General features: G+C 71.9%; 17 protein-coding genes. 5 read left to right on the top strand and 12 right to left on the bottom strand.

The genetic code is table 11. The features are described 5' to 3' along the window. Positions 1-3: 3 nt before the first annotated feature. On the bottom strand, positions 4-600 hold the full coding sequence (locus AB0I82_RS13065) for a WHG domain-containing protein (protein ID WP_363257728.1): 597 nt from the start codon (positions 598-600) through the stop codon (positions 4-6). A 110-nt stretch (positions 601-710) separates the two neighbouring features. Between AB0I82_RS13065 and AB0I82_RS13060 the strand changes: the two genes are divergently transcribed. Further along, on the top strand, positions 711-1,748 hold the full coding sequence (locus AB0I82_RS13060) for a LacI family DNA-binding transcriptional regulator (RefSeq protein WP_363257278.1): 1,038 nt from the start codon (positions 711-713) through the stop codon (positions 1,746-1,748). 23 nt (positions 1,749-1,771) lie between these two features. On the opposite strand, the gene AB0I82_RS13055 is transcribed toward AB0I82_RS13060, so the two are convergent. The 5 genes from AB0I82_RS13055 to AB0I82_RS13035 all read right to left on the bottom strand — a co-directional run bounded on the left by AB0I82_RS13055 (position 1,772) and on the right by AB0I82_RS13035 (position 8,249). Then, on the bottom strand, positions 1,772-3,427 hold the full coding sequence (locus AB0I82_RS13055; protein WP_363257277.1) for an FAD-binding protein: 1,656 nt from the start codon (positions 3,425-3,427) through the stop codon (positions 1,772-1,774). Between the two features lie 81 nt (positions 3,428-3,508). Further along, entirely contained in the window at positions 3,509-4,510 is a 1,002-nt protein-coding gene (locus tag AB0I82_RS13050; RefSeq protein ID WP_363257276.1) for a LysR family transcriptional regulator, read from the bottom strand. A 141-nt stretch (positions 4,511-4,651) separates the two neighbouring features. Further along, positions 4,652-6,064: a mandelate racemase/muconate lactonizing enzyme family protein gene (locus AB0I82_RS13045; RefSeq protein ID WP_363257275.1), complete on the bottom strand. Its 1,413-nt coding sequence runs from the start codon at positions 6,062-6,064 to the stop codon at positions 4,652-4,654. 75 nt (positions 6,065-6,139) lie between these two features. Further along, positions 6,140-7,165 carry an RraA family protein gene (locus AB0I82_RS13040; RefSeq protein ID WP_363257274.1) on the bottom strand — a complete coding sequence of 342 codons (1,026 nt, stop codon included), beginning with the start codon at positions 7,163-7,165 and terminating at the stop codon, positions 6,140-6,142. 139 nt (positions 7,166-7,304) lie between these two features. After that, a complete protein-coding gene (locus AB0I82_RS13035; protein ID WP_363257273.1) occupies positions 7,305-8,249 on the bottom strand; it encodes a LysR family transcriptional regulator in 945 nt (314 codons plus the stop codon). A 216-nt stretch (positions 8,250-8,465) separates the two neighbouring features. Here AB0I82_RS13035 and AB0I82_RS13030 point away from each other — a divergent pair, with 216 nt between their 5' ends. Genes AB0I82_RS13030 through AB0I82_RS13020 form a run of 3 tightly spaced genes read left to right on the top strand, consistent with a single transcriptional unit; the run spans position 8,466 to position 11,503 of the window. Beyond that, the gene (locus AB0I82_RS13030) at positions 8,466-9,800 is read left to right on the top strand and encodes an MFS transporter (protein WP_363257272.1); all 1,335 of its coding nucleotides are present in this window, start codon (positions 8,466-8,468) and stop codon (positions 9,798-9,800) included. Between the two features lie 14 nt (positions 9,801-9,814). Continuing rightward, positions 9,815-10,510, top strand: coding sequence for an RraA family protein (locus AB0I82_RS13025; RefSeq protein ID WP_363257271.1), 696 nt, complete (start codon positions 9,815-9,817; stop codon positions 10,508-10,510). Between the two features lie 3 nt (positions 10,511-10,513). Beyond that, a complete protein-coding gene (locus AB0I82_RS13020; protein WP_363257270.1) occupies positions 10,514-11,503 on the top strand; it encodes a sugar kinase in 990 nt (329 codons plus the stop codon). A 66-nt stretch (positions 11,504-11,569) separates the two neighbouring features. Here AB0I82_RS13020 and AB0I82_RS13015 read toward each other — a convergent pair whose 3' ends face one another. Then, positions 11,570-12,103 carry a 2,4'-dihydroxyacetophenone dioxygenase family protein gene (locus AB0I82_RS13015; protein WP_363257269.1) on the bottom strand — a complete coding sequence of 178 codons (534 nt, stop codon included), beginning with the start codon at positions 12,101-12,103 and terminating at the stop codon, positions 11,570-11,572. A 36-nt stretch (positions 12,104-12,139) separates the two neighbouring features. Next, positions 12,140-12,823 (bottom strand): SDR family oxidoreductase, encoded by a 684-nt coding sequence (locus AB0I82_RS13010; RefSeq protein WP_363257268.1) that lies wholly within the window; start codon positions 12,821-12,823, stop codon positions 12,140-12,142. A 312-nt stretch (positions 12,824-13,135) separates the two neighbouring features. Between AB0I82_RS13010 and AB0I82_RS13005 the strand changes: the two genes are divergently transcribed. Next, entirely contained in the window at positions 13,136-14,038 is a 903-nt protein-coding gene (locus AB0I82_RS13005) for a DUF5707 domain-containing protein (RefSeq protein WP_363257267.1), read from the top strand. Between the two features lie 33 nt (positions 14,039-14,071). On the opposite strand, the gene AB0I82_RS13000 is transcribed toward AB0I82_RS13005, so the two are convergent. The 4 genes from AB0I82_RS13000 to AB0I82_RS12985 form a co-directional block, all read right to left on the bottom strand. After that, a complete protein-coding gene (locus AB0I82_RS13000; RefSeq protein ID WP_363257266.1) occupies positions 14,072-15,202 on the bottom strand; it encodes a PP2C family protein-serine/threonine phosphatase in 1,131 nt (376 codons plus the stop codon). Positions 15,203-15,293: 91 nt separating this feature from the next. After that, the gene (locus AB0I82_RS12995; RefSeq protein WP_363257265.1) at positions 15,294-16,925 is read right to left on the bottom strand and encodes a class I adenylate-forming enzyme family protein; all 1,632 of its coding nucleotides are present in this window, start codon (positions 16,923-16,925) and stop codon (positions 15,294-15,296) included. A 46-nt stretch (positions 16,926-16,971) separates the two neighbouring features. Beyond that, positions 16,972-18,666, bottom strand: a complete 1,695-nt coding sequence (locus AB0I82_RS12990) for a CoA transferase (RefSeq protein WP_363257264.1) — start codon at positions 18,664-18,666, stop codon at positions 16,972-16,974. Further along, positions 18,663-19,511, bottom strand: a complete 849-nt coding sequence (locus AB0I82_RS12985; protein ID WP_363257263.1) for a methyltransferase — start codon at positions 19,509-19,511, stop codon at positions 18,663-18,665. Before AB0I82_RS12985 ends, AB0I82_RS12990 begins: the two co-directional genes overlap by 4 nt. Positions 19,512-19,514: the final 3 nt, after the last annotated feature.

Below are 19,514 nucleotides of genomic sequence, written 5' to 3'. Positions count from 1 at the left end.
CAATCAACCTGTGTGCGTGGTGGGGGAGTTCGGTGGCGCGGGCCAGTTGCGCAGCAGGGCGTCGAGGGCGTCCAGCATCCGCGACCAGGTTTCCTGGGTGTCGGGCGCGCTGTGGCTGAAGCCGCCGCCCATCTCCAGGCTGACGTAGCCGTGGAAGACGCTGCCCAGCATCCGGACCGCGTGCGTCTGGTCGGGCTCCGTCAGGTCGTAGCCGCGCAGGATCGCCCGCGTCATCTGTGCGTGCCGCACGCCCGCGCTCGCGGCCGCCGTTTCCGGGTCGAGACGCAGCTGGGCCGCGGCGTAGCGGCCGGGATGCTCCCGGGCGTAGTCCCGGTAGACGTTCGCGAACGCGGCCAGCGCGTCCTTGCCGGCCCGCCCGGCAAGCGCGGCGGCCGCCCGGTCGGCGAGCTCCTCCAGGGCGAGCAGGGCGATCCTGGTCTTGAGGTCCTGCGAATTCTTCACGTGCGAGTACAGGCTCGCGACCTTGACGTCGAACCGCCGGGCGAGCGCCGAGACGGTCACCTGGTCGAACCCGACCTCATCGGCCAGTTCCGCGCCCGCTCGGGTCAGGCGTTCCGTGGTCAGTCCCGCGCGCCGCACCATGCCGTCCTCCCAGTCAGCCAGAACCGATTATGCAGTTCCCTAATACCTTTAGGCAAATCAGCATGACATTTAGGAGCTAGGGTTCCCGGGGGAGAGGGGAGGGCCGGATGAGCCGTATGCCGGAGCGAGTGACCATCAGCGATGTCGCCGCGGTGACCGGGGTGTCCAAGGCGGCCGTCTCCAAGGCGTTCAACAACCGGCCCGGCGTCTCCGAAGAAACCAGGCAGCGCATCCTCACCGCCGCGGCCCGGCTGGGCTGGCGCCCCAACGCCGCCGCCGTGGCGCTCGCGGCGGGCGGTCCCGGCGCCATCGGCCTGATCCTCGACCGCCCCACCGACGTGCTCAGCTCCGACCCGTTCTTCCCCGAACTGCTCTCCGGGGTGGAGCGCGCGCTCGCGCCACTCGGGTACGCACTGCTGCTGCGCATCTGCACGGTGGGCACCGCGGCCGAGGAGCGCGCCCTGTACACCGGCCTCGCGCTGGAACAACGCGTCGAAGGGGTACTGGTCGCCGACCCCCGGATGACCGACGAGCGCATCGAGCTCCTGCAGGAGCTGCGGCTCCCCGCGGTCCTCATCAGCCGGCCGTGGCGGGAGTCCGGGCTGCCCTGGGTCGGTCCCGAGCAGCCCGGAGCCGGCATCGACCTGGCGGTACGGCACCTGGCCCGACTGGGACACCGGCGGATCGCGTACGTACGCGGGCCGGACTCCCTCGCGCACATCTCCTACCGGCTGCGCCTCTTCCGCGATGCCGTCCGGGAGTGCGGCATGACGGCCGTCGCCGTCGAAGAGGCCGACTTCACCGCGGCCGGCGGGGCGCGCGCCACCCGGGCCCTGCTGCGCCGCCCCGAGCGCCCCACGGCCGTCGTCTACGACAGCGACGTCATGGCGATCGCCGGCGTCCAAGTGGCGCAGGAGTGCGGCCTGTCCGTACCGGACGAGCTGTCCGTGGTCGGCCACGACGACCTGCCGCTCAGCCAGTGGATCACGCCCCGCCTCACCACCGTGCGCCAGGACGTCCAGGGGCTGGGGGAACGGGCGGCGCTCCGTCTGATGCAGGAACTGAACGTCGAGGCCCCGGCCCCCACCCCGCTGCCCGCACCGGTACTGACGGAACGCGCTTCCACGGCCCCGCCGCGACACTGACCGCACCGCGCTGCGTTATGCCGTCAGCCCGCCGGCAGCCGGACGGACTGGCCGTGCCAGAAGGTGTCGGACGGGTCCCACCGCTGCTTCACCTGCTGGAGTTTGGCGTAGCCCGCCTTGTAGTACAGCTCGTGCCACGCCGTGTCCGAGGTGTTCCACCGCGGGTCGCTGAGATCGATGTCCGCGTAGTTCACATAGCAGCCGTCGGTCACCTCGCCGGGTACGGGCACCCCGCCCGTGTCGGCGTACACCTCGCCGTAGAACTCGCGCAGCCAGCCCACCTTGCGCGCCTCCTCGGCGGGGTCCTCCCAGTAACACTGGTACTGGAGCTTCAGGACGGAGTCGCGCTGGGCGACGGCCGTGTCACCCGGCCGGACCGCGTTGATACGGCCGCCATAGGTGATGGCCTGCAGCAGGTCGCCCGGGCCGCCCGCGTCGCTCCTGAGGTGTCGGTAAATAGATGCGATCTGGTCGTCCGGGAACCCCGTGCGCATGTGGGCCGACTTGTAGTCCGCGCTCCGGTTCCAGGCGTAGGCGCCCGTGTTCCTGGTCGCCAGCAGCCAGGGGGAGCGGCGCGGCGCGAACCGGGCCGTGCTCGGCCGGAGTTCACCGGCCGCCACGCTCGCCGGCCGGGCGGCGGCCCCCACCCCGTCGGTGAGCGCGTTCACGTACCGCTCCAGCAGCCGCTCGGCATCGGGCACGGTGGCGTCGAACTGCGTGGACAGGGAGATCTCGCCGCTCGCCACCGTGCTCAGGTTGAGGCTGCTGTACAGCCCTGCGTACGGGGAGTCCGGGTCGCTGTGGCGTTCCAGCCAGGTCCCGTAATTCTGCAGGAGGCGGTGGAAGGAGCGCTCGGACAGGTCCGACCAGCGCCACGACACGTCGTGCAGCAGTACCTCGGCCGGCGGCTTCGGCAGTTGCGCGGCGGGTGCCCTGCCCGCCGTTCCCGGGGTGCGCAGGAAGTACCGGGTCACGATGCCGAAGTTGCCCCCGCCGCCCCCGGTGTGCGCCCACCACAGGTCCCGGTTGGGGTCGTCGGCGTCCCGGGTGGCCACCACGGAGCGGGTGCGGCCCTTCCCGTCGGTGACCACGACCTCCACGCCGTATACGTGATCCACCGTCAGGCCATGCATACGGGACAGCATCCCGTACCCGCCGCCGGACAAGTGGCCGCCCGCGCCGACGTAGTGGCACAGCCCGCCGGGCAGTGTGACGCCCCACAGCCGGTACAGGGTCAGATACACCTCGAAGAGGCTCGCGCCTGCTTCCACGACGAACGCGGAACGGCCCTCGTCGTAGTACACGGCCCGCATCTCGGACATGTCGATGACGGTCTCGACGTCCGGGTTGTACACGAAGTCCTCGTAGCAATGGCCGCCGCTGCGGACGGCCAGTCGCCTGCCCTCCCGGACGCCGTCGCGCACCGCGTCGACCACCTGGTCCGTGCTGCGCACCAGGTGCACGGAGCCGGGCGAGCCGGTCCACCGCCGGTTGTTGCCGCGTATCAGGTCGGGGTAGCGGGCGTCGTGCGGTGTCACGACGACCGGTCCGGCTGTCTTCCCCCGGGAAGCGGCGAGCGCCGGGTGCGGCCGCGCCATGCCGCCGATGCCCGCGCCCGCGGCGCCGACGAACGCGGCGCCGCCTCCCCTGAGTATTCCCCTGCGTGATATCCCACTCATTCGCGAATTCCCCTCGGGTCCTCTCGGACCCCTCGGATTTCTGCGGATTCTCTTCGGGCTACTGTCCGGGGGAAATCATGCTCAGGCGAAGGGAATTCGGCCATGTCGTTCGCCGATTCCCGGTATTCGCGTTCCGGATGGTCGGGCCCGTACGGAAAGACCCGCCACGCGGGCGAGCGCGGGCACGGCCGCGAGGCGTACGCAGCGTTCCACCGCCTTGCGGGCCGGCCAGCCGGTGAGGTCCGCGCACCACCACAGCGCGATTCCGCGGCCGGGTGGGGTGCCGGTGAGGGGGAGGAGGGTCAGGCCCCGGAGGTCGGCGGTGCTCAGGCCGAGTGCCTCGGCCACGCCGACGCCCCAGCCCTGCCGGACCAGGCCGACCACGGTCTGCGCCTGCGGGGTGCTGAAGACCGGCGCGGTGCGGTCGGTGCCGGTGAGCGCGGCCCGGAGGGCGGCCGGTGCGTCCGGGCCCGCCACCTCGTCGACCACCGCCAGTGGCCGGCCCCGCAGGTCAGCGGGGCCCGGGCGGGCCGGCAGCGCACCGGCCGACTCCTCCCGGACCACGGCCATCAGTTGCTCCCGCCAGAGCAGGACCCGCGCCAGCCGCGCGTCGGCGCGCGCGGCGGCCGGGCCCCCTGGGCCGACGACCAGGTCGAGCCGCCCCTCCAGCAGCTGCTTCTCCAACTGGGCCGTGCGCTCCTCCCGTACGGTCAGCCGCAGGCCGGGCTGCGTCTGCCGTACGCGCATCACGGTGCGCGGTACGAGGAACGGCGCGACACCGGAGTGGACGCCGAGCCGGACCTCGCCCCGCAGCCCGCGGCGCACCTCGGCGGCCGTTCCGGGGAGCGCGCGCAGCTGCCGGAGCACCGTACGGGCGTGGGGCAGCAGCGCCCGCCCCTCCGGAGTGAGCGCCGCGGGCTGCACCGACCGGTCGAACAGCCGCATGTGCAGCGCCTTTTCCAGGGCGGCCACATGCGTGCTGACCCGGGACTGCGACCGGCTCAGCGCGACCGCGGCGGCGGAGAAACCACCGTGCTCGGCGACGCCCACGAAACTGCCGAGCCACTCCACTCGGTACTCCAATGCCCTGCCCCCATCTCCCGCCGGCGGCGACGGTCGCTCCCGAAGCCTGTAATTAACCGGTTTCGAAAATAGACCGACCATGATCACAGGCGCCATAGGAAGGGGAGAGAAACCCGGTTTCGTCGGGCTGCGGGGAAGGCCTCAGCTCCAGGTGCGGTCCCAGGCGACCTTCTTGTCCCACTCCGGCGTCGGCGCGAACAGCTTCTCGCCCTTGGCCAGGTGCTTCTCCATCTCCTTCTCGTCCATCTCGATGCCGAGCCCGGGCTTGTCGGTGAGGTAGTACCAGCCCTTGTTCATCAGCGGCTCCTCCTGCTTGACGAGGTCGTTCCAGAACGGAACGTCCGTCGCGTGGTACTCCAGCGCGACGAAGGTCTCGGTCGCCGCCGCGATGTGTGCGGACGCCATGGCGCCCACGGGGGAGCCGGCGTAGTGCAGCGGCATCGCCTTGCCCTTCTCGGCGGCGTAGTCACCGATCCGCTTGGTCTCCAGGATGCCGCCGGCGGTGGCCGGGTCGGGCTGGACGAGGTCGATGGCGTCCTCGTCGATCAGCTTGCGGAAGCCGTCGAGCGAGTAGATGTCCTCGCCGGTCATCGTGGGCACGTTGATGGCCTTGGTGATCTCCTTCCAGTCGTCCGTGTGGAACCACGGGACGAGGTCCTCCAGCCAGGCCAGGTTGTACCGCTCGAAGCGGTGGGCCAGCCTGATCGCGGTGTTCACGTCGAAGTGGCCCGTGTGGTCCATGCCCATCGGGATGTCGTACCCGATGGCGTCGCGCACCGCCTCCACGTACTCGGCCATCAGCTCGATGCCCTTGTCCGTGATCTGCACCATGGTGAAGTTGTGCTGGGTCTGGCCGTAGCTCCCGGGCTTGTCGCCGTACTGCTCCAGGTTCCCGTCCCAGTAGCTCTTGCCGATGATGGTGCCCGGCTTCTTCGCCACCAGCTCCAGGCCGAGGTCCATCTTCAGGAAGGTGAAGCCCTTGTCGACGCGCTCCTTCATGCGGCGCCCGTACTCCTGCGGGTCCTCGGACTCCGTGGTGTCGGTGTAGAGCCGGATCTTGCGCCGGTACGCGCCGCCGAGCATCTGGAAGACGGGGACGCCGTACGCCTTTCCGGCCAGGTCCCACAGCGCCATTTCGACACCGGAGACGCCGCCGCCCCGGCGGCCGTCGCCGCCGAACTGCTTGATGCGCTTGAAGAGCATCTCGACGTTGCACGGGTTCTCGCCCAGCAGCCGGCTCTTGAGCTCCAGCGCGTACCGCTTGTCCGCGTCGTCCCGGACCTCGCCGTACCCGGAGATCCCCTGGTTCGTGGAGATGCGGACGATGGGGCTGGTGAAGGGCACGCCGTCGAGGACCGCCACCCGCATGTCGGTGATCTTCAACTGGGACGGCTTCGAGGCCCGGCTGACCTTCTGCGAGAGAAACTCGACCTGCTCCTCGACCGGGCGGAACGCCAGGGCGCCGAGGCTGAGTCCGCCGAGGCCGAGCGCGGAGAGCTTGAGCATGTGACGTCTGGTTGCGGGGTTCTGCGAAGGCTGCGCGGCGTCGCGCATGGGAATTCTCCTCAGTTCGGGGGTGAAGTGGTTGGGGGAATCGGTCTTCGGGGGAGTGGGCTTTTGCGCGGCGCCTCAGTCGGCGTCGTCGATGATTTCCTGAATGCGTTCCGGGGAGACCGGCAGATCGTTCTTGTTCTCCTTCAGCCAGTTCTTGAAGTCGTCCTTGATCTTCTGGTCGATCTCGTCCCAGCCCTTGTCGAGCTGCCCGGCGGTGTACGTGCCGTCCTTGAGCCGCAGCTTGGTGAACGTGTCGCGGAGCAGCGTCAGTTCGGCGTCCTTCACCAGGCCCTCCGCCAGCTGTGCGGGAACGAAGACGACGCCCTCGCGCCTGGCGAGCACGATGTCGCCGGGCAGGACCACCGCCTCGCCGATGCGAATGGTGCGGTTGAGGCCGGTCAGCATTTCGTTCCGGATGTAGGAGGGGTGCCAGCCGCGGACGTACGCGTTGAATCCCTTGATGTCCTGGAGCTCCTCCAGGTCGCGCACCGTGCCGTCGAAGACGACGCCGTTGCGGGTCTTCGCGTAGATCTGGCTGCCGAGGTTTCCCCCGATGAGGGTGCCGTCGGCGACCTTGCCGAAACCGTCGGCGACGTAGACATCGCCCTTTTGGAGCTTTTCGATCGGCCAGGTGTTCATCTGGCCGTCATTTCCCGCGGCGTGCCCGGCGTCCGTCATCCGCTTTTCCAGGGCCGGGCTGTTCGGCATGTACTGCGCGGTGAGCGCCCGGCCGATGACGGGTTTCCCCTCGTGAATGGTCTTCCAGTCGCCGGCGAACTGGTTGTGGTAGCCCTTCCCTTCGAGATAGCCCCACGCCTGCTCGGTCGAGACGACCTTCATGCGCTTCAGCAGGTCGTCGGAGACCTTCGGGCGGCCATCGGGGAAGCGGTCCCCTTTCCAGTCGGCGGTCAGCGCCACCACGTCCGCCTTTGTCGCCACCGGGTTCACCCGGCTCTGCTGTCCCTGCGCCTGTGCGGGTTCCTTTGCGGGCGCCTGGCGGGACGCGGCGGCCGGGACGGCGATCGCCACTCCGCCGGCCAGCAGCACGGCAGCGCACGCCGACACCGAAATGAGCGATCTGGTTTTCTGCCTGTTCTGCATGGGATGAGATTTCCTCTCGGCCGTTCCTGACGAAAATGTGGAAACGACGGCGGGCGCCGGAACGACCGAAACGGTAGGGACCGGCCCGGGTGCCGGGAAGAATCGCGGCGGGATAGCGGGATTCGGATGTCGAATGACATCAGGGGCGCTCCGGTGCCAGCCGCCGGGTGCCCGGCGGCACGTCGGAGCCCTCGATCTCCCGCAGCAGCGTGCGCGCGGCGGGCGTCAGCGGGTTGGTACCGCTCCAGTGCACGGCGACCCGCCGGCCGCACGGTACGTCCAGCTTCCGTGCCACCACGCCCTGCGCGTCCGCCGTGGCCACCGCCAGCAGATTGGTGACCCCGATGCCCAGCCCGCTGCGCACGAGGGAGATGAGCGTCTGCGGCTGGTTCGTGGCCTGTACGGCGTTGGGCTCGAAGCCGCGCTCCCGGAACGCGCGGTACGTCTCGAAGCCCATGGCGTCCGGCGATCCCAGCCTGCCGATGGTGATGAGCGGGTACTCGGCCACTTCGGGCACGGGGAGCGGCTCCGGCAGCGCGGCCAGTGGATGGTCGGGGCGGTGCACGACGATCAGGCCCTCGCGCCACAGCGGCCGGTACTCGACCGACGGACCGGGCGGCGGTGTCATGGGGCGCAGACACAGGTCCACTTCGCCCGCGGCGAGCGCCCCGTCGAGTTCCAGCGTCGGGCGTTCCACCAGGACCACTTTGATGGCGGGGCGGGTCCGTGCCATGCGTTCCAGCAGCTGGGGCACGAAGGCCACGCTGGCGCTGGGGTAACTGCCCAGCGTCACCACGCCCCGGGCGGCGCCCCGGTGCGCCGCCATCGCGGCCTCCGCCCGGGAGAGCTGGCGCAGGATGGTCCGCGCGTGCTCGGCGAGGACGGCACCGGCGTCGGTGAGGGCCACGGGCCGCCGGTCCCGGTCGAACAGCGGGACCCCCGCCTCCCGTTCCAGTGCGGCGACGTGCATGCTCACGCGTGGCTGGGACCGGTGGACCACCTCCGCCGCGGCGCTGAAGCTGCCGGTGTCGATGACGCTGAGGAAAGAGACGAACCATTCGAGACGTACGTCGGTACGGAGCATGGTCCCCGGTTCTATCCCTGCCGCGCGCGGTCCGCAGCATCCCTTTCCCGATGCGCATGCCGACCGATCCGTATTGCGAATAGCGGCATACGGAATCGGCCCTTATCCGGGTGTGATGGGGCGCCTACGCTCCCCCTTCATTACCGCTTGCCGATGGCGGGGCACCGGCCCGCGCCCGGATTTCCCATTCTTTCTTCACGGCCCCCAGGAGCTCTGATGACCGAAGTCCCGCAGCATGCACCACCGGGCGGCCGCGTCCGCTGGGGCATGATCTGGCTGTCGTTCGGCGCCGTCACGATCAATTACGTGGACCGCGCCAACCTCGGTGTCGCGCTGCCGTACATGACGGACGAGCTGAACCTCTCGAAGACCGCCACCGGTCTGCTGCTGGGCGCCTTCTTCTGGACGTACGCCGCGTTCCTGCCCGGTGCCGGCTGGCTCGTCGACCGGTTCGGGCCCCGCCGCATGATGGCGTTCGCGCTGCTGGCGTGGTCCGCGGCGACGATGCTGGTCGGCGCGGCGTCCGGATTCCTCGTACTGCTGCTGATGCGGCTGCTGCTCGGCGCCGTCGAGTCGCCCGCCTACCCGTCCAGTTCGCAGATCGTGGGGCGCTGGTTCCCCGTGCGGGAGCGCGCGCTGGCCGCCTCCATCTTCGACAGCGGAGGGCGGGCCGGTACCGCCTTCGCACTGCCCATCACCACCGCCGTCATCGCGCTGCTCGGCTGGCGGGGCTCCTTCGTCGCCGCGGGCGCCGTCGGCCTCCTCTACAGCGTGTTCTGGCTGAAGTACTACCGGGACCCCGAGGCGCACCCCAAGCTCACCGACGGCGAACGCGCCTACATCAACGAGGGCGGCGCCCAGCGCGCCGACGACGGCCGGCCCGCCATGCCGTGGCGGCAGCTCTTCCGCTACCGCACGGTGTGGGGCATGGTGACGGGCTTCTTCTGCCTCTCCTTCGTGCTGTACTTCTTCGTCACCTGGTTCCCCTCGTACCTGGTCGACGCCCGGGGCTTCGATCTGCTGAAACTCGGCTTCCTCGGCATGATCCCTGCGCTGCTCTCGATCCCCGCCCAGCTCTTCGGCGGCTGGCTGCAGAAGCGGCTGGTGAACCAGGGCCGGTCGGTGACGTACGCCCGCAAGGTGCCCATCGTCACCGGTCTCGTCCTCTCCTCGGTCATCGTCTTCGCGGGGGTCGTGGAGAACGCCTACCTGGCGCTGGCGCTGCTCGCGGTGTCGCAGAGCGCGCTGTGTTTCGCCGCGTCCAGCCTCTGGGCGCTGCCCGCCGATGTGGCACCGAGCCCCGCCAACGTCGGTTCGCTGGCGGGCATCCAGGGCTTCGCCTCCAACGTGGCCGGTTTCGTCAGCCCGTTGGTCATCGGCGCGCTGCTGGACACCTTCGACGGCTCGTACTTCGTGCCGCTCGCGGTGGCCGGCGGCGTCGCGCTGGTCGGCGCCCTCGTCTACGGGCTCGTCATCCGCTCGCTGGAGCCGCTGGGCACGAAGGCACCCGCCGCGCACGGCACCACCACCGAGACCACCGAGATCCACTGAAAGGAACCCTCCACATGTCCGAGCACACGCCCTCCGCACCGCCGCAGCCGCAGGCCGGCCGCTACTCGGAGGACACCCTCAACGCCTTCCGCGCCGTCACCACGGCCTCCCTCGCCGACGCCGTGGAACAGCACGGCCGACGCGGCTACCTGGCCGGCGCCCTCCACCAGGTGGCGCCCGGCGCCGGCACCCTGGCAGGGCCCGCCGTCACCGTCCGCGAGATACCGGCGGCCGAGGCCGGGCCGCCCACCCACGCGCTCCAGGCCATCGACGAAGCGCCCGCCGGCAGCGTGGTGTGCATCGACGCGGGCGGCGCCGACATCGCCGTGTGGGGCGGGCTGATGACCGCCGGCGCGGTGGCCCGCGGCCTCGCCGGGTGCGTACTGGAGGGCGGTGTCCGCGATGTCACCGAAATCACCCGGGACTTCCCGGACTTCGCCGTCTACGCCCGCTCCACCGTCCCCGCCACCACACTCGGCAGAATTCGCACCGTCGCACTCAACGAGCCCGTCGTCGTCGGCGGCGTCGACATCCACCCCGAGGACCTCATCGTCGCCGACCGGGACGGCGTGGTCCGCGTACCGGCCGAGCTGGTGGACGCCGTCCTGCGGACCGCGCAGGAGATCGAGGAGCGGGAAAAGGAGCAGACCCGGCACATCCTCGGCTCCGGATCGCTGCGCGCCGGCCTCGCCCGCTACAACAGGATCTGACCGATGCCCGCACCCTTTCGCACCCCCCTGACCGTCCCGGCGCGCGCCACCGGCGCCGGGCCCGACATCCTCGCCCTCGGTGAGCCCCTGGTCGAGTTCAGCGCGGACTCCGACGGCGCGCTGGAGGACGCCGTCCGCTTCACTCTGGGATACGGCGGCGACACGTCCAACGCGGCCATCGCGGCGAGCCGTTCGGGAGCGCGCACCGGCTACCTCACCAGGATCGGCGGCGACGCGTTCGGCGCGCTGCTGCTGGACCTGTGGACGCGCAACGGCGTCGACATCTCCGGTGTGATCCAGGTACCGGACGGCGACACCGGCCTGTACTTCATCACCCGGCACGCCGGGGAGGGACATCGGTTCACCTACCGCCGGGCCGGCTCGGCCGCTGCCCGGCTCACCCCCGCCGACATCCCGGAGGAAGCCCTCGCGCGGGCCCGGCTGCTGCACGTCAGCGGCATCACCCAGGCGGTCTCCGCCTCGGCGTGCGACGCCGCGCTGCATGCCATGCGGACGGCGCGCGCCGCGGGCACCCTCGTGTCGTACGACCCCAACCACCGGCCCGCGTTGTGGCCGCTGGAACGCGCGCGGGCCACGGTCCTGCACAGCGCCTCCCTCGCCGACATCGTGCTCCCGAACCTGGAGGAGGGACGGCTGCTGACGGGGGAGGAGAGCCCGGAGGCGGTGGCGGAGTGTTTCGCCCGGCGCGGGCCTGCCGTGGTGGCGCTGAAGATGGGCGCCGAGGGCGTCCTGCTGTCCGAGCGCGGCCGCCTCACCCGCATCCCCGCGCACCCGGTACGGGCCGTGGACGCGACCGGCGCCGGGGACACCTTCGACGGTGCGTTCGCCGCCCGGTTGCTGGCCGGTGACACGGTGGAGGACGCGGCCCGGTACGCCGTCGTGGCCGCGGCCCTGACCACCACCGGGCACGGCGCGGTGGGACCGATCCCGAACCGCGCGGCCGTGGAGAAGGCGCGCGCGGCGGCCGTGTGAACGCACCGGAGCCGGTGTCCGGACCCGACGGGTCGGACACCGGCTCCGGTGTTGTGTCTTGTTGTGTCAGCGGATGAACCGGTCCACGTAGTCGGCGCCCAGTCCCACCTTCGCGTAGTGGGCCCGGCACATGTCGATCTTCGTGAAGGTGTCCTCGTACCCGGTCTGCACGCCCTTGTCGTCCACATAGGCCATGGCACCGGTGATGTTGAAGAAAGTGATCATCTCCGCGCAGTCCTCGGGGACCGCGAGGGTGTGGATCTCGCCCGGCGGCTCGTACACGAAGTGCCCGGCCTCGGCGACCCAGTCGTGCTCGTAGTAGTGCCACTTGCCCTTGATGACATAGCCGAAGACGACTCCCGGGTGGCGGTGCCGGGAGACGATGCCGGCCGCCGTCACCTTCAGCAGATTGCACCACTGGCCGGTCACGGTGTTGAACATCAGCGGCCGGAACCACACGTGCGGCGCCTGCGGCACCCACACCCGGTCGTCCTCGGGCACCGCCGCAATGGCGATCTCCGGAGGGACGACGGGGGACAGGGGGATGACCGGGCCTTCCGGCGGCACGGTGGGTGAAGTGGAGGCATCCATAGCATCCATACGGGACGATCCTTTCTGTTGAGTCCGTTGAGTGGGTCAGGCGGCGAGGTAGCCGCCGTCGACGGCCAGTACCGCGCCCGTGATGAAGCCCGCGTCGGGGCCTGCCAGGAAGGCAACGGCACCCGCTACGTCCTCGGGGGCGCCCCAACGCCCCATGGGCGTGCGCTCGACAATGCGCCGGCTGGCCTCGGTACTTTCGTGCAGTTCGCTGGTCAGCCCGGTGCGGATCCAGCCGGGGGCGACCGCGTTGACACGGATGCCGTGCTCCGCCCAGGCCACCGCGAGCGACTTGGTGAGCTGCACGACCCCGCCCTTGCTGGAGCTGTAGGCCGGCACCTTGGGGCCGCCGAAGTAGCTCAGCATGGAGGCGACGTTGACGATGCAGCCGCCCGAACCGGCGAGCGCCTCGCGCGCGGCCACGCAACAGCGCATGGTGCCGGTGAGGTTGACGCCGACCACGTGGGCGAAGACGTCGAGGTCGTACTCGCGTTGCCGCGCGATGACACCCGCGGCGTTGACCAGTACGTCCAGGGTGTCGAAGCCCGCGAGAAAGTCCCGCAGCGCGGCATCGTCCGTCACATCGAGCTGTACCGCGTGTACGCCTCCGGGCAGTCGGCCGGCCGCGCCGTCCGCATCGATCCCCGCCACGGTCACTTTGTCCCCGGCGGCCGCGAACCGCGCGGCGATCGCGGCGCCGATGCCGCTGGTGCCCCCGGTCACGACCACGGTCCGTCCGCCGGGTCCCGGCGGCTGGTCTGCATCCACAGTTGTCCCCTCGTTTTGATCACCACGGATGTGCCGCACCCGATTCAACACAGCGGGGAAAGCCGCGTCAGCGCTCATACGGCAGGGGAATGGGGCCCATTCGCCTGCCCGTCGCCGCCGCGTGTTCACTTCTTGTTCGAAATTTCTCCGCCATCCGTACAACCTTTCGCGGCCCCCGGTGATCTTCACCGTCGAGTCAACCGACTCCTTCGAACCTTGGGCCTGTGAGCAGCCGGTTCCGGGCCCCTTCTCCACTTGGGGAACATCATGCGTAGACGCGCCACTGCCGCCGCCGTGAGCGGCGCTCTGGCCCTGACCGCTCTCGCGATTCCGGTCGCGCAGGCCGACGCCGGGCGGACGGACGACGCCGCCGCGGCCGCCCGCACCGCGCAGCAGAGCTCCGTGCAGCAGGCCGCCTCGGCGAAGCCGAAGGCCACGTCGTTCGGGCTGCGGTCCGCCACCGACGAGCAGTACGGCGACACGACGATCTCCGACGTCGTCGTCAACGGTGGCAAGGACGTGGTCCTGGGCACCACCAACACCAAGACGGTGACGGTCACCTTCACCGCGACCGACGACTCGGGCATCGAGTGGGCCGACGCCATCCTGTGGCACGGCGGCGCCACCTTCGACGAGCTGGACACCGGCGTCAACCCGGACCAGGAGAACGCCGACTGCACGGCGACCTCGTCCACCACCGCCAAGTGCACGCAGACGTTCACGATCGACCCGCAGTACCACCTGTTCAACGCCGCCGCGGGCACCTGGAAGGTGTGGGCGATCGCGCAGGGCAATGACGCGGACTGGGTCGAGCAGGACAACGTCAAGACGTTCTCGATGAAGCGCTACTCCAAGCTCACCGCCAACGCCTCGCCCGAGCCGGTCCTCAAGGGCCGGACCATCACCATCTCCGGCCTGCTGACCCGCGCCAACTGGGACACCTACAAGTACGCCGGCTACACCCAGCAGTCGGTGAAGCTCCAGTCGCGCGCCGCGAGCGGCGGCAGCTACGCCACGCTCAAGACGTACACCTCGGGCAGCGGCTCGACCGCGGGCCAGGTGAAGACCACCCGTACCGCGAGCACGGACACCTGCTGGCGTTACAGTTTCGCCGGTACCTCCACCACCCCCGCCGTGACCTCCAGCGGCGACTGCGTCGACGTGCGCTGACGCCCGGCACGCCCCCTTCCCCGCCGGGCCCGGTCACCGATGGGTGAGCAGGTCCTGGTGGGGGAGGGGGCGGTGCAGGGCGAGGAGGGCCTGGTCGTCCTGGGGCGCGCTGGCGCTGTGCCGGCTGACGTCACGGGCCAGGAAGTCCAGGACGGCCGACGGCTCCGCGGGATGGCCGGTCTGCCGCAGATAGTCGCGGAGCATGCCGGGGACCCGGTCGGCCGGGTCGTAGAAGGCACCGACGCGGTCGCGGGCCTCGGTCACCCCGTCCGTGAAGCACAGCAGCATCGCCCCGGGCGGGAAGGCGTACGTCTCCACCGGTGACGCCCAGCTCCCCAGGCTGGTGATGCCCAGCGGCGGCGCCTCCTCCGTCGGCTCCAGCACGCGCGCCCGGCCGTCCGCGTACAGCAGGAGCGGCGCCGGGTGCCCGCGGTTGACGAGCTGCACCTGCTCCAGGTCGTCGCTGAACTGGACGATCAGGGCGGTGGTGAACCCCTCCGTATCGTCCGGGCCCTCCCGGCGCCGGCCCTCGCGCAGCAGCGCCTCCTCCATGACCTGTACGAGATCGGGCAGGTCGGGCGAGTGGTCGGCGGCGAAGCGGAAGGCACCGATGTCGACGCTGACGGCCGCGACGGCGGACAGCCCTTTGCCGCGCACGTCACCGACCATCGCGCGGACGCCGAACGGGGTGTCCTGCACCACGAAGAGGTCGCCGCCGATCAGCGCCATGTCCTCGGCCGGGACGTACCGGGCGGCGATCCGCAGCTCACCCAGCCTGCTGGGCGGCCGGGGCAGCACGGCCCGCTGGGCCACCTCGGCGGCGTACCGCGCCCGGCTGGCGCTGGCGTGCTGCGAGCGCAGGGACCGGTCCAGGCCCACGGCCAGTGCGGTGACGGCCAGCAGGGTGACCTGGTTGGCGACGCCGGCCTGCCAGCCGAAGGAGCCGGCGGCGTACGCCAGTCCCGCGTGCGCCAGCATCGCGGTGAGGCCGACGGCGACGATGCCCGCCGGCCGGAGCAGGGAGACCGCGGCCACCGGCGCGACGGCCAGCAGCGGCGCCGACGACACCGGCGCGGGCGTCAGCAGGTCGACCAGCACCGCGAGAACGATCACCGCCGCCGGGATCCAACGACGCGTCCGCGACCACACTGCCAACTCCCTCATCAGGCCATCTTGCCCGCCCGCAAGGCCGCAGGCAGCTCACGGCAAGCCGAAGGCCGCCGAACGATGTCTCCGCGGCCACCGGTGAAGTCTCTCAGGCGCGCGGCGCCGCCGAGGCCATCGCCGTCAGGGTCCGGCGGCAGATCTTGCCCGTCGGGCCCAGCGGCATGTCCGGCAGCCGCAGGAGGAGTTCGGGCAGCTTGCGGCGTTCGAGGCCGCGCTCCCGTTCCAGGAAGGCGGTGAGGTCCGGCAGGGTCAGCGCCGGGGCCGTACCGGGGACCTCGCGGACGCATGCGCACAGCCGCTCACCCAGGTCGGGGTCCGGTACGCCGACGCAGACGGCCTCGGCGACGGCGGGATGGGCGCCCAGCTCCTGCTCCACCTCGGCGGGGCTGATGTTGTAACCACCGCGTACGACGATCTGCCGGAGCCGGCCGAGGACGTGCAGCCGGCCGTGCGCGTCCAGCAGCCCGCGGTCGCCCGTGCGCACCCAGCCGCCGGCGGTGCGGTAGCGGGCGTCCAGCTCCGGACTCCCGACATAGCAGAGCGGGGTCATCGGGCCCCGGGCGCGGATCTCGCCCGGCTGCCCCGCGGGGAGCGGAGCGCCGTTGTCGTCGGTGATGCGGATGGCGGCCACGCCGGGGTCGGGGCGGCCGGTGCCGGTCTCCGGAGTGAGGCCGGTCGCCGCGGTGTGACAGTTCACGCCGTCGGAGGAGCCGTACACGGCGATGACCGGGCGCCCGAACCGCCGCCGGCAGGCGTCGGCGGTGGCGGCGGGCAGTGCGGCGCCGCTGGACACAACGGCCCGCAGGCCGGTGAGGTCCTCGCCCGGGAGCGGTGGATGGTCGGCGAGGCGGCGCAGCATGGTCGGCACGCCGAAGACATGCGTGGGGCGGTACTCGCTGATCATGCGCAGGGCCGCCGCCGGGTCGAAGGAGTCCTGGACGAGGAGGGTGCCGCCGAGCGCCGCGACCGTGACGGGCGTGCCGCAGGAGCCGAAGGAGGAGGCGAGCGGTACGAGGACGAGGTGGCGTGGCGGGGTGTCGTCGGCGTGCAGGGCCCGGATGTACGCGGCCCGGCCGCCGGCCATCGCGTTGTGCGAGTAGGCGACCATCTTCGGCTCGGCCTCGGATCCGGAGGAGACGAGGATACGGGCGGGGGAGTCTGGATCGGGGGGCGGCGGCGGGTCCGGGAAGGCGGGCGCGGGGGCATCGGACAGCTCTCTGGTACTGAACACCGCGCGCAGGTACGGCAGTTGAGGGCGCAGGGCGATGTCCTCGGGGGAGGAGAAGACGGCGCCGCGGGCGCGGGAGCGGGTGAGCAGGCTGAGGGTGTCACGGGTGCCGCGGCCGGGCGGGTACGGGAGCGACACCGCACCGAGCGCGGCCACCGCCAGCTCCGCCGCCACCGCCTCGCGGCCATTGGGCAGCCGGAGCGCGATGATGTCCCGCGCGCCCAGGCCCGCGGCGGCGAAGACGGCGGCGAGGTGCCGCACCCGGGCGGCGAGCGTGGCGTAGTCCACCGCGCCCGCCGCGTCGATCACCGCCTCCCGGGCCGGGTGCCGGCGGGCGTGCTCGGCGAAGAGGGAGTACAGGTCGCGGTCCGGGCAGTGGCCCTGGTCCGCCCAGGCGCGGCGGTCCTGCGACGGTACGAGATCGCGGATCGCGACCCCGTCGCGCGAGGTCCACACGGTCCTCGGCGAAGCAACTGCCGACTCGGTCGTCATGCGAACTCCCAACGGCCGGGCTTCATGAGCTCCCAATGAGCGGGTTTCACGAGAACTCCCAGGGGGCGAGCGGATACGTGTGCTCCGCCGTCGCGAGCGCCCCGCGGAAGGCCGGGGCGCGGGGCAGGTCACGCAGGTCGGTGCAGACCGGCGTCGCGGTCAGGCCCGCCTCCTGCAGCCGGGGCGACCAGAAGCCCGTCGGGCGGAGCCGGAAGCGGAGGAGGGAGGCGGCGAGGTCCGTCGCGGCGCCGGGCCCCGTGATCCGCGCGACGCGGTCCGGTCGGGCGCGGGCTTCCGGGCCCAGCGCGAGATAGCCGTCCGCGGTCCGCACGGGACGGTCCAGCGGGGTCCACTCGACCCGCCGGCGGCGGCGCGGGATCACCGCGGCCGCCGAGAGCAGGGAGGAGTCGACGCGCCCGCCGTGACCGGTGCGAATGCGATGGAGCAGCGCCGCCAGTACGCCCTGCGCCGACACCAGGCCGCCGAGGATGTCGGTGAGCGTCATCAGCGAGGGGACGGGGGCCTCGTCCGCGGGGCGGAGCGCGGCGGCCAGTCCGCTGCGGGCCTGCACCAGGAAGTCGGTGCCCACCGGCGGCGTCGGCCCGAGCGCGTCGCCCCAGCCCGAGGCCCCGGCGTACACCAGGCCCGGGCGGGTCCTGCGCAGGTCGTCGGCGTCCAGCCGCAGCTGCGCGGCCTTGCCCGGCGCCCAGTTGTGCAGGAAGACATCGGCCCCGGAGACCAGTTCGTGCACCTCGCGCCGGCCGGCCTCGGTGGTGAGGTCGATCTCCGCGACGGTCTTGTCCGCGTTGAGCGCGCCGAAGCGGGCCGAGCAGGTGCCCGCGATCGGCGGGATGCCGCGCATCGGGTCGCCGCCCGGCGGCTCGATGCGCATGACGTCGGCGCCCAGCATCCGCAGGACGTGCCCGGCGAGCGGACCCTGCACCCGCCGGGTCGACTCGATGACCCGCAGGCCGCCGAGCGGCGCTCCCGTCGCGGGGGCGGGCCGCTCGGCGGTCCGCTCGGCGAACGGGGTCAGGGTCCACGGCCGGATGCCGATCGGCGGGAACGGGTCCTCGCGGACGGCCAGTACGCTGACGCCCGCCTCGCCTGCCGCCTGCCGCACGACCCGGAACGGGGCGCGGGCCACCGCCTCGTGCAGCGACGCCGGCAGCGGGCAGCCGGCGGTACCGAACCGCTGCTGGAAGGGGCGCCAGCCGCGCCCGACATCGGCGGCCGGCGCGCCGAGCCGCCGCCAGAAGTCCCGCCACTGAAGGGGATCGAGGGTCTCGAACTCGATGTGCACCCCGTCGGCCGTGAGCCAGACGCACTCGCCGGGGGCGAGCGGCTCCGGCGGGTCGTCGGCGGCGGTCGCGGCGGCGAGGTACTGCGTGACGGAGAGCAGCGCGGCCTGGGCGACCGAGGTACGGACTTGATGCACCGTCAGGCCCCGGGACCGGCCGATGAGGACGGCCAGCGCGCCCTGTGCGGCCAGTACTCCGGCCACCGCCGACGCGTAGTCGACGGCGAGCGGTGCGGGGCGGCCGGCCGCGCGGCCGTGCACATGCATGATCCCGCAGGCCGCCTGCACGGCCCGTTCGTCGGGCAGCGGCAGGCCGACCGGCCCCGCCCAGTCGATCGCGTACTGGGGCCGGCCGGACTTGGGGGCGTCCGCGAGGTCCAGGGCGCGCGCCGCGACGCGCCCCGCGACCGCGGCCTCGACCGGCTGCGGCGGGGCGGTCATGAGCCGCCTCCGACCGCAGGCCGGCGGCCCTGTGTCGAGTACAGGATGCTGGACGCCGCCCGGAAGGACGGGTCCCGCATCAGCGCGCGTACCTCTTCCAGGCCCCGCTCGGTCAGGCCCGCGGCGATCAGCTTCTCCCGCAGGTGGTAGGTGTGGTGCAGCTGGAGCCGCAGGCCTGCGGAGGCCGCGTGCCGGGTCTCGATGAACGGCTGCGGGTCGATGCCGACGAGCCCGGCGGCCCGCATCGCGGCCGGCACCCGCCGCCCCCAGTGCGGGTCGCCGCCGCCCGCCCGCATCGCGTCGGCCTTCGCCCGCAGGAAGGCCGTGTACAGCTCGGCCGCGCGCCCGTCCGGGGCGAGCAGCGGCGGCTCGTACGACGTGTCGAACTCGTCGATCTGCAGCACGCCGCCCGGCTTCAGGGCGCGCACCAGCTTGTCGAGTACGGCGACCCGCTCCGGGAGGTGTTGCAACACGAGGCGCGCCACGATCAGGTCGAAGGCCGCCTCGGGCAGCGGATCGGTCACCACGTCGTGCCGGACCACGGAGAGACCCGGCGTCTCGGGGATGTGGTGCGGCTTGACGTCGGTGGCGATCACCCCACCGGTGGGCGCGACGCGTGCGGCGAGCCAGCGCGCCACGCTCCCGCCGCCCGAACCGACCTCCAGGCACCGCCAGCCGTCCCCGACCCCCGTCGCGGCCAGCCGCGGAAGGGTCACCGGGTCGTACGCGGCGGCCAGGCAGCGGTGCTGCTCCTCGCTGTGCGCGCTGTCGTTGTCGAAGACGTAGCCAAAGGTGTCGTCTTTCAGGGTCCGGCTCAGTGTGCTCCCCGCCTCTCTGCGATACATGAG

The organism is Streptomyces sp. NPDC050315 (assembly GCF_040655775.1).
Lineage (GTDB): Bacteria > Actinomycetota > Actinomycetes > Streptomycetales > Streptomycetaceae > Streptomyces.
The sequence above is the reverse complement of the archived record's forward strand: the minus strand, read 5'-3'. Positions and strand labels throughout refer to the sequence as shown.

Coding starts and splice junctions, on each gene's coding strand:
- AB0I82_RS13000 (WP_363257266.1), bottom strand. CDS start 15,202: ATGAGGGAGTTGGCAGTGTGGTCGCGGACGCGTCGTTGGATCCCGGCG.
- AB0I82_RS13005 (WP_363257267.1), top strand. CDS start 13,136: ATGCGTAGACGCGCCACTGCCGCCGCCGTGAGCGGCGCTCTGGCCCTG.
- AB0I82_RS13060 (WP_363257278.1), top strand. CDS start 711: ATGAGCCGTATGCCGGAGCGAGTGACCATCAGCGATGTCGCCGCGGTG.
- AB0I82_RS13030 (WP_363257272.1), top strand. CDS start 8,466: ATGACCGAAGTCCCGCAGCATGCACCACCGGGCGGCCGCGTCCGCTGG.
- AB0I82_RS13040 (WP_363257274.1), bottom strand. CDS start 7,165: ATGCAGAACAGGCAGAAAACCAGATCGCTCATTTCGGTGTCGGCGTGC.
- AB0I82_RS12985 (WP_363257263.1), bottom strand. CDS start 19,511: ATGTATCGCAGAGAGGCGGGGAGCACACTGAGCCGGACCCTGAAAGAC.
- AB0I82_RS13035 (WP_363257273.1), bottom strand. CDS start 8,249: ATGCTCCGTACCGACGTACGTCTCGAATGGTTCGTCTCTTTCCTCAGC.
- AB0I82_RS13055 (WP_363257277.1), bottom strand. CDS start 3,427: ATGAGTGGGATATCACGCAGGGGAATACTCAGGGGAGGCGGCGCCGCG.
- AB0I82_RS13020 (WP_363257270.1), top strand. CDS start 10,514: ATGCCCGCACCCTTTCGCACCCCCCTGACCGTCCCGGCGCGCGCCACC.
- AB0I82_RS13045 (WP_363257275.1), bottom strand. CDS start 6,064: ATGCGCGACGCCGCGCAGCCTTCGCAGAACCCCGCAACCAGACGTCAC.
- AB0I82_RS13015 (WP_363257269.1), bottom strand. CDS start 12,103: ATGGATGCTATGGATGCCTCCACTTCACCCACCGTGCCGCCGGAAGGC.
- AB0I82_RS12990 (WP_363257264.1), bottom strand. CDS start 18,666: ATGACCGCCCCGCCGCAGCCGGTCGAGGCCGCGGTCGCGGGGCGCGTC.
- AB0I82_RS12995 (WP_363257265.1), bottom strand. CDS start 16,925: ATGACGACCGAGTCGGCAGTTGCTTCGCCGAGGACCGTGTGGACCTCG.
- AB0I82_RS13025 (WP_363257271.1), top strand. CDS start 9,815: ATGTCCGAGCACACGCCCTCCGCACCGCCGCAGCCGCAGGCCGGCCGC.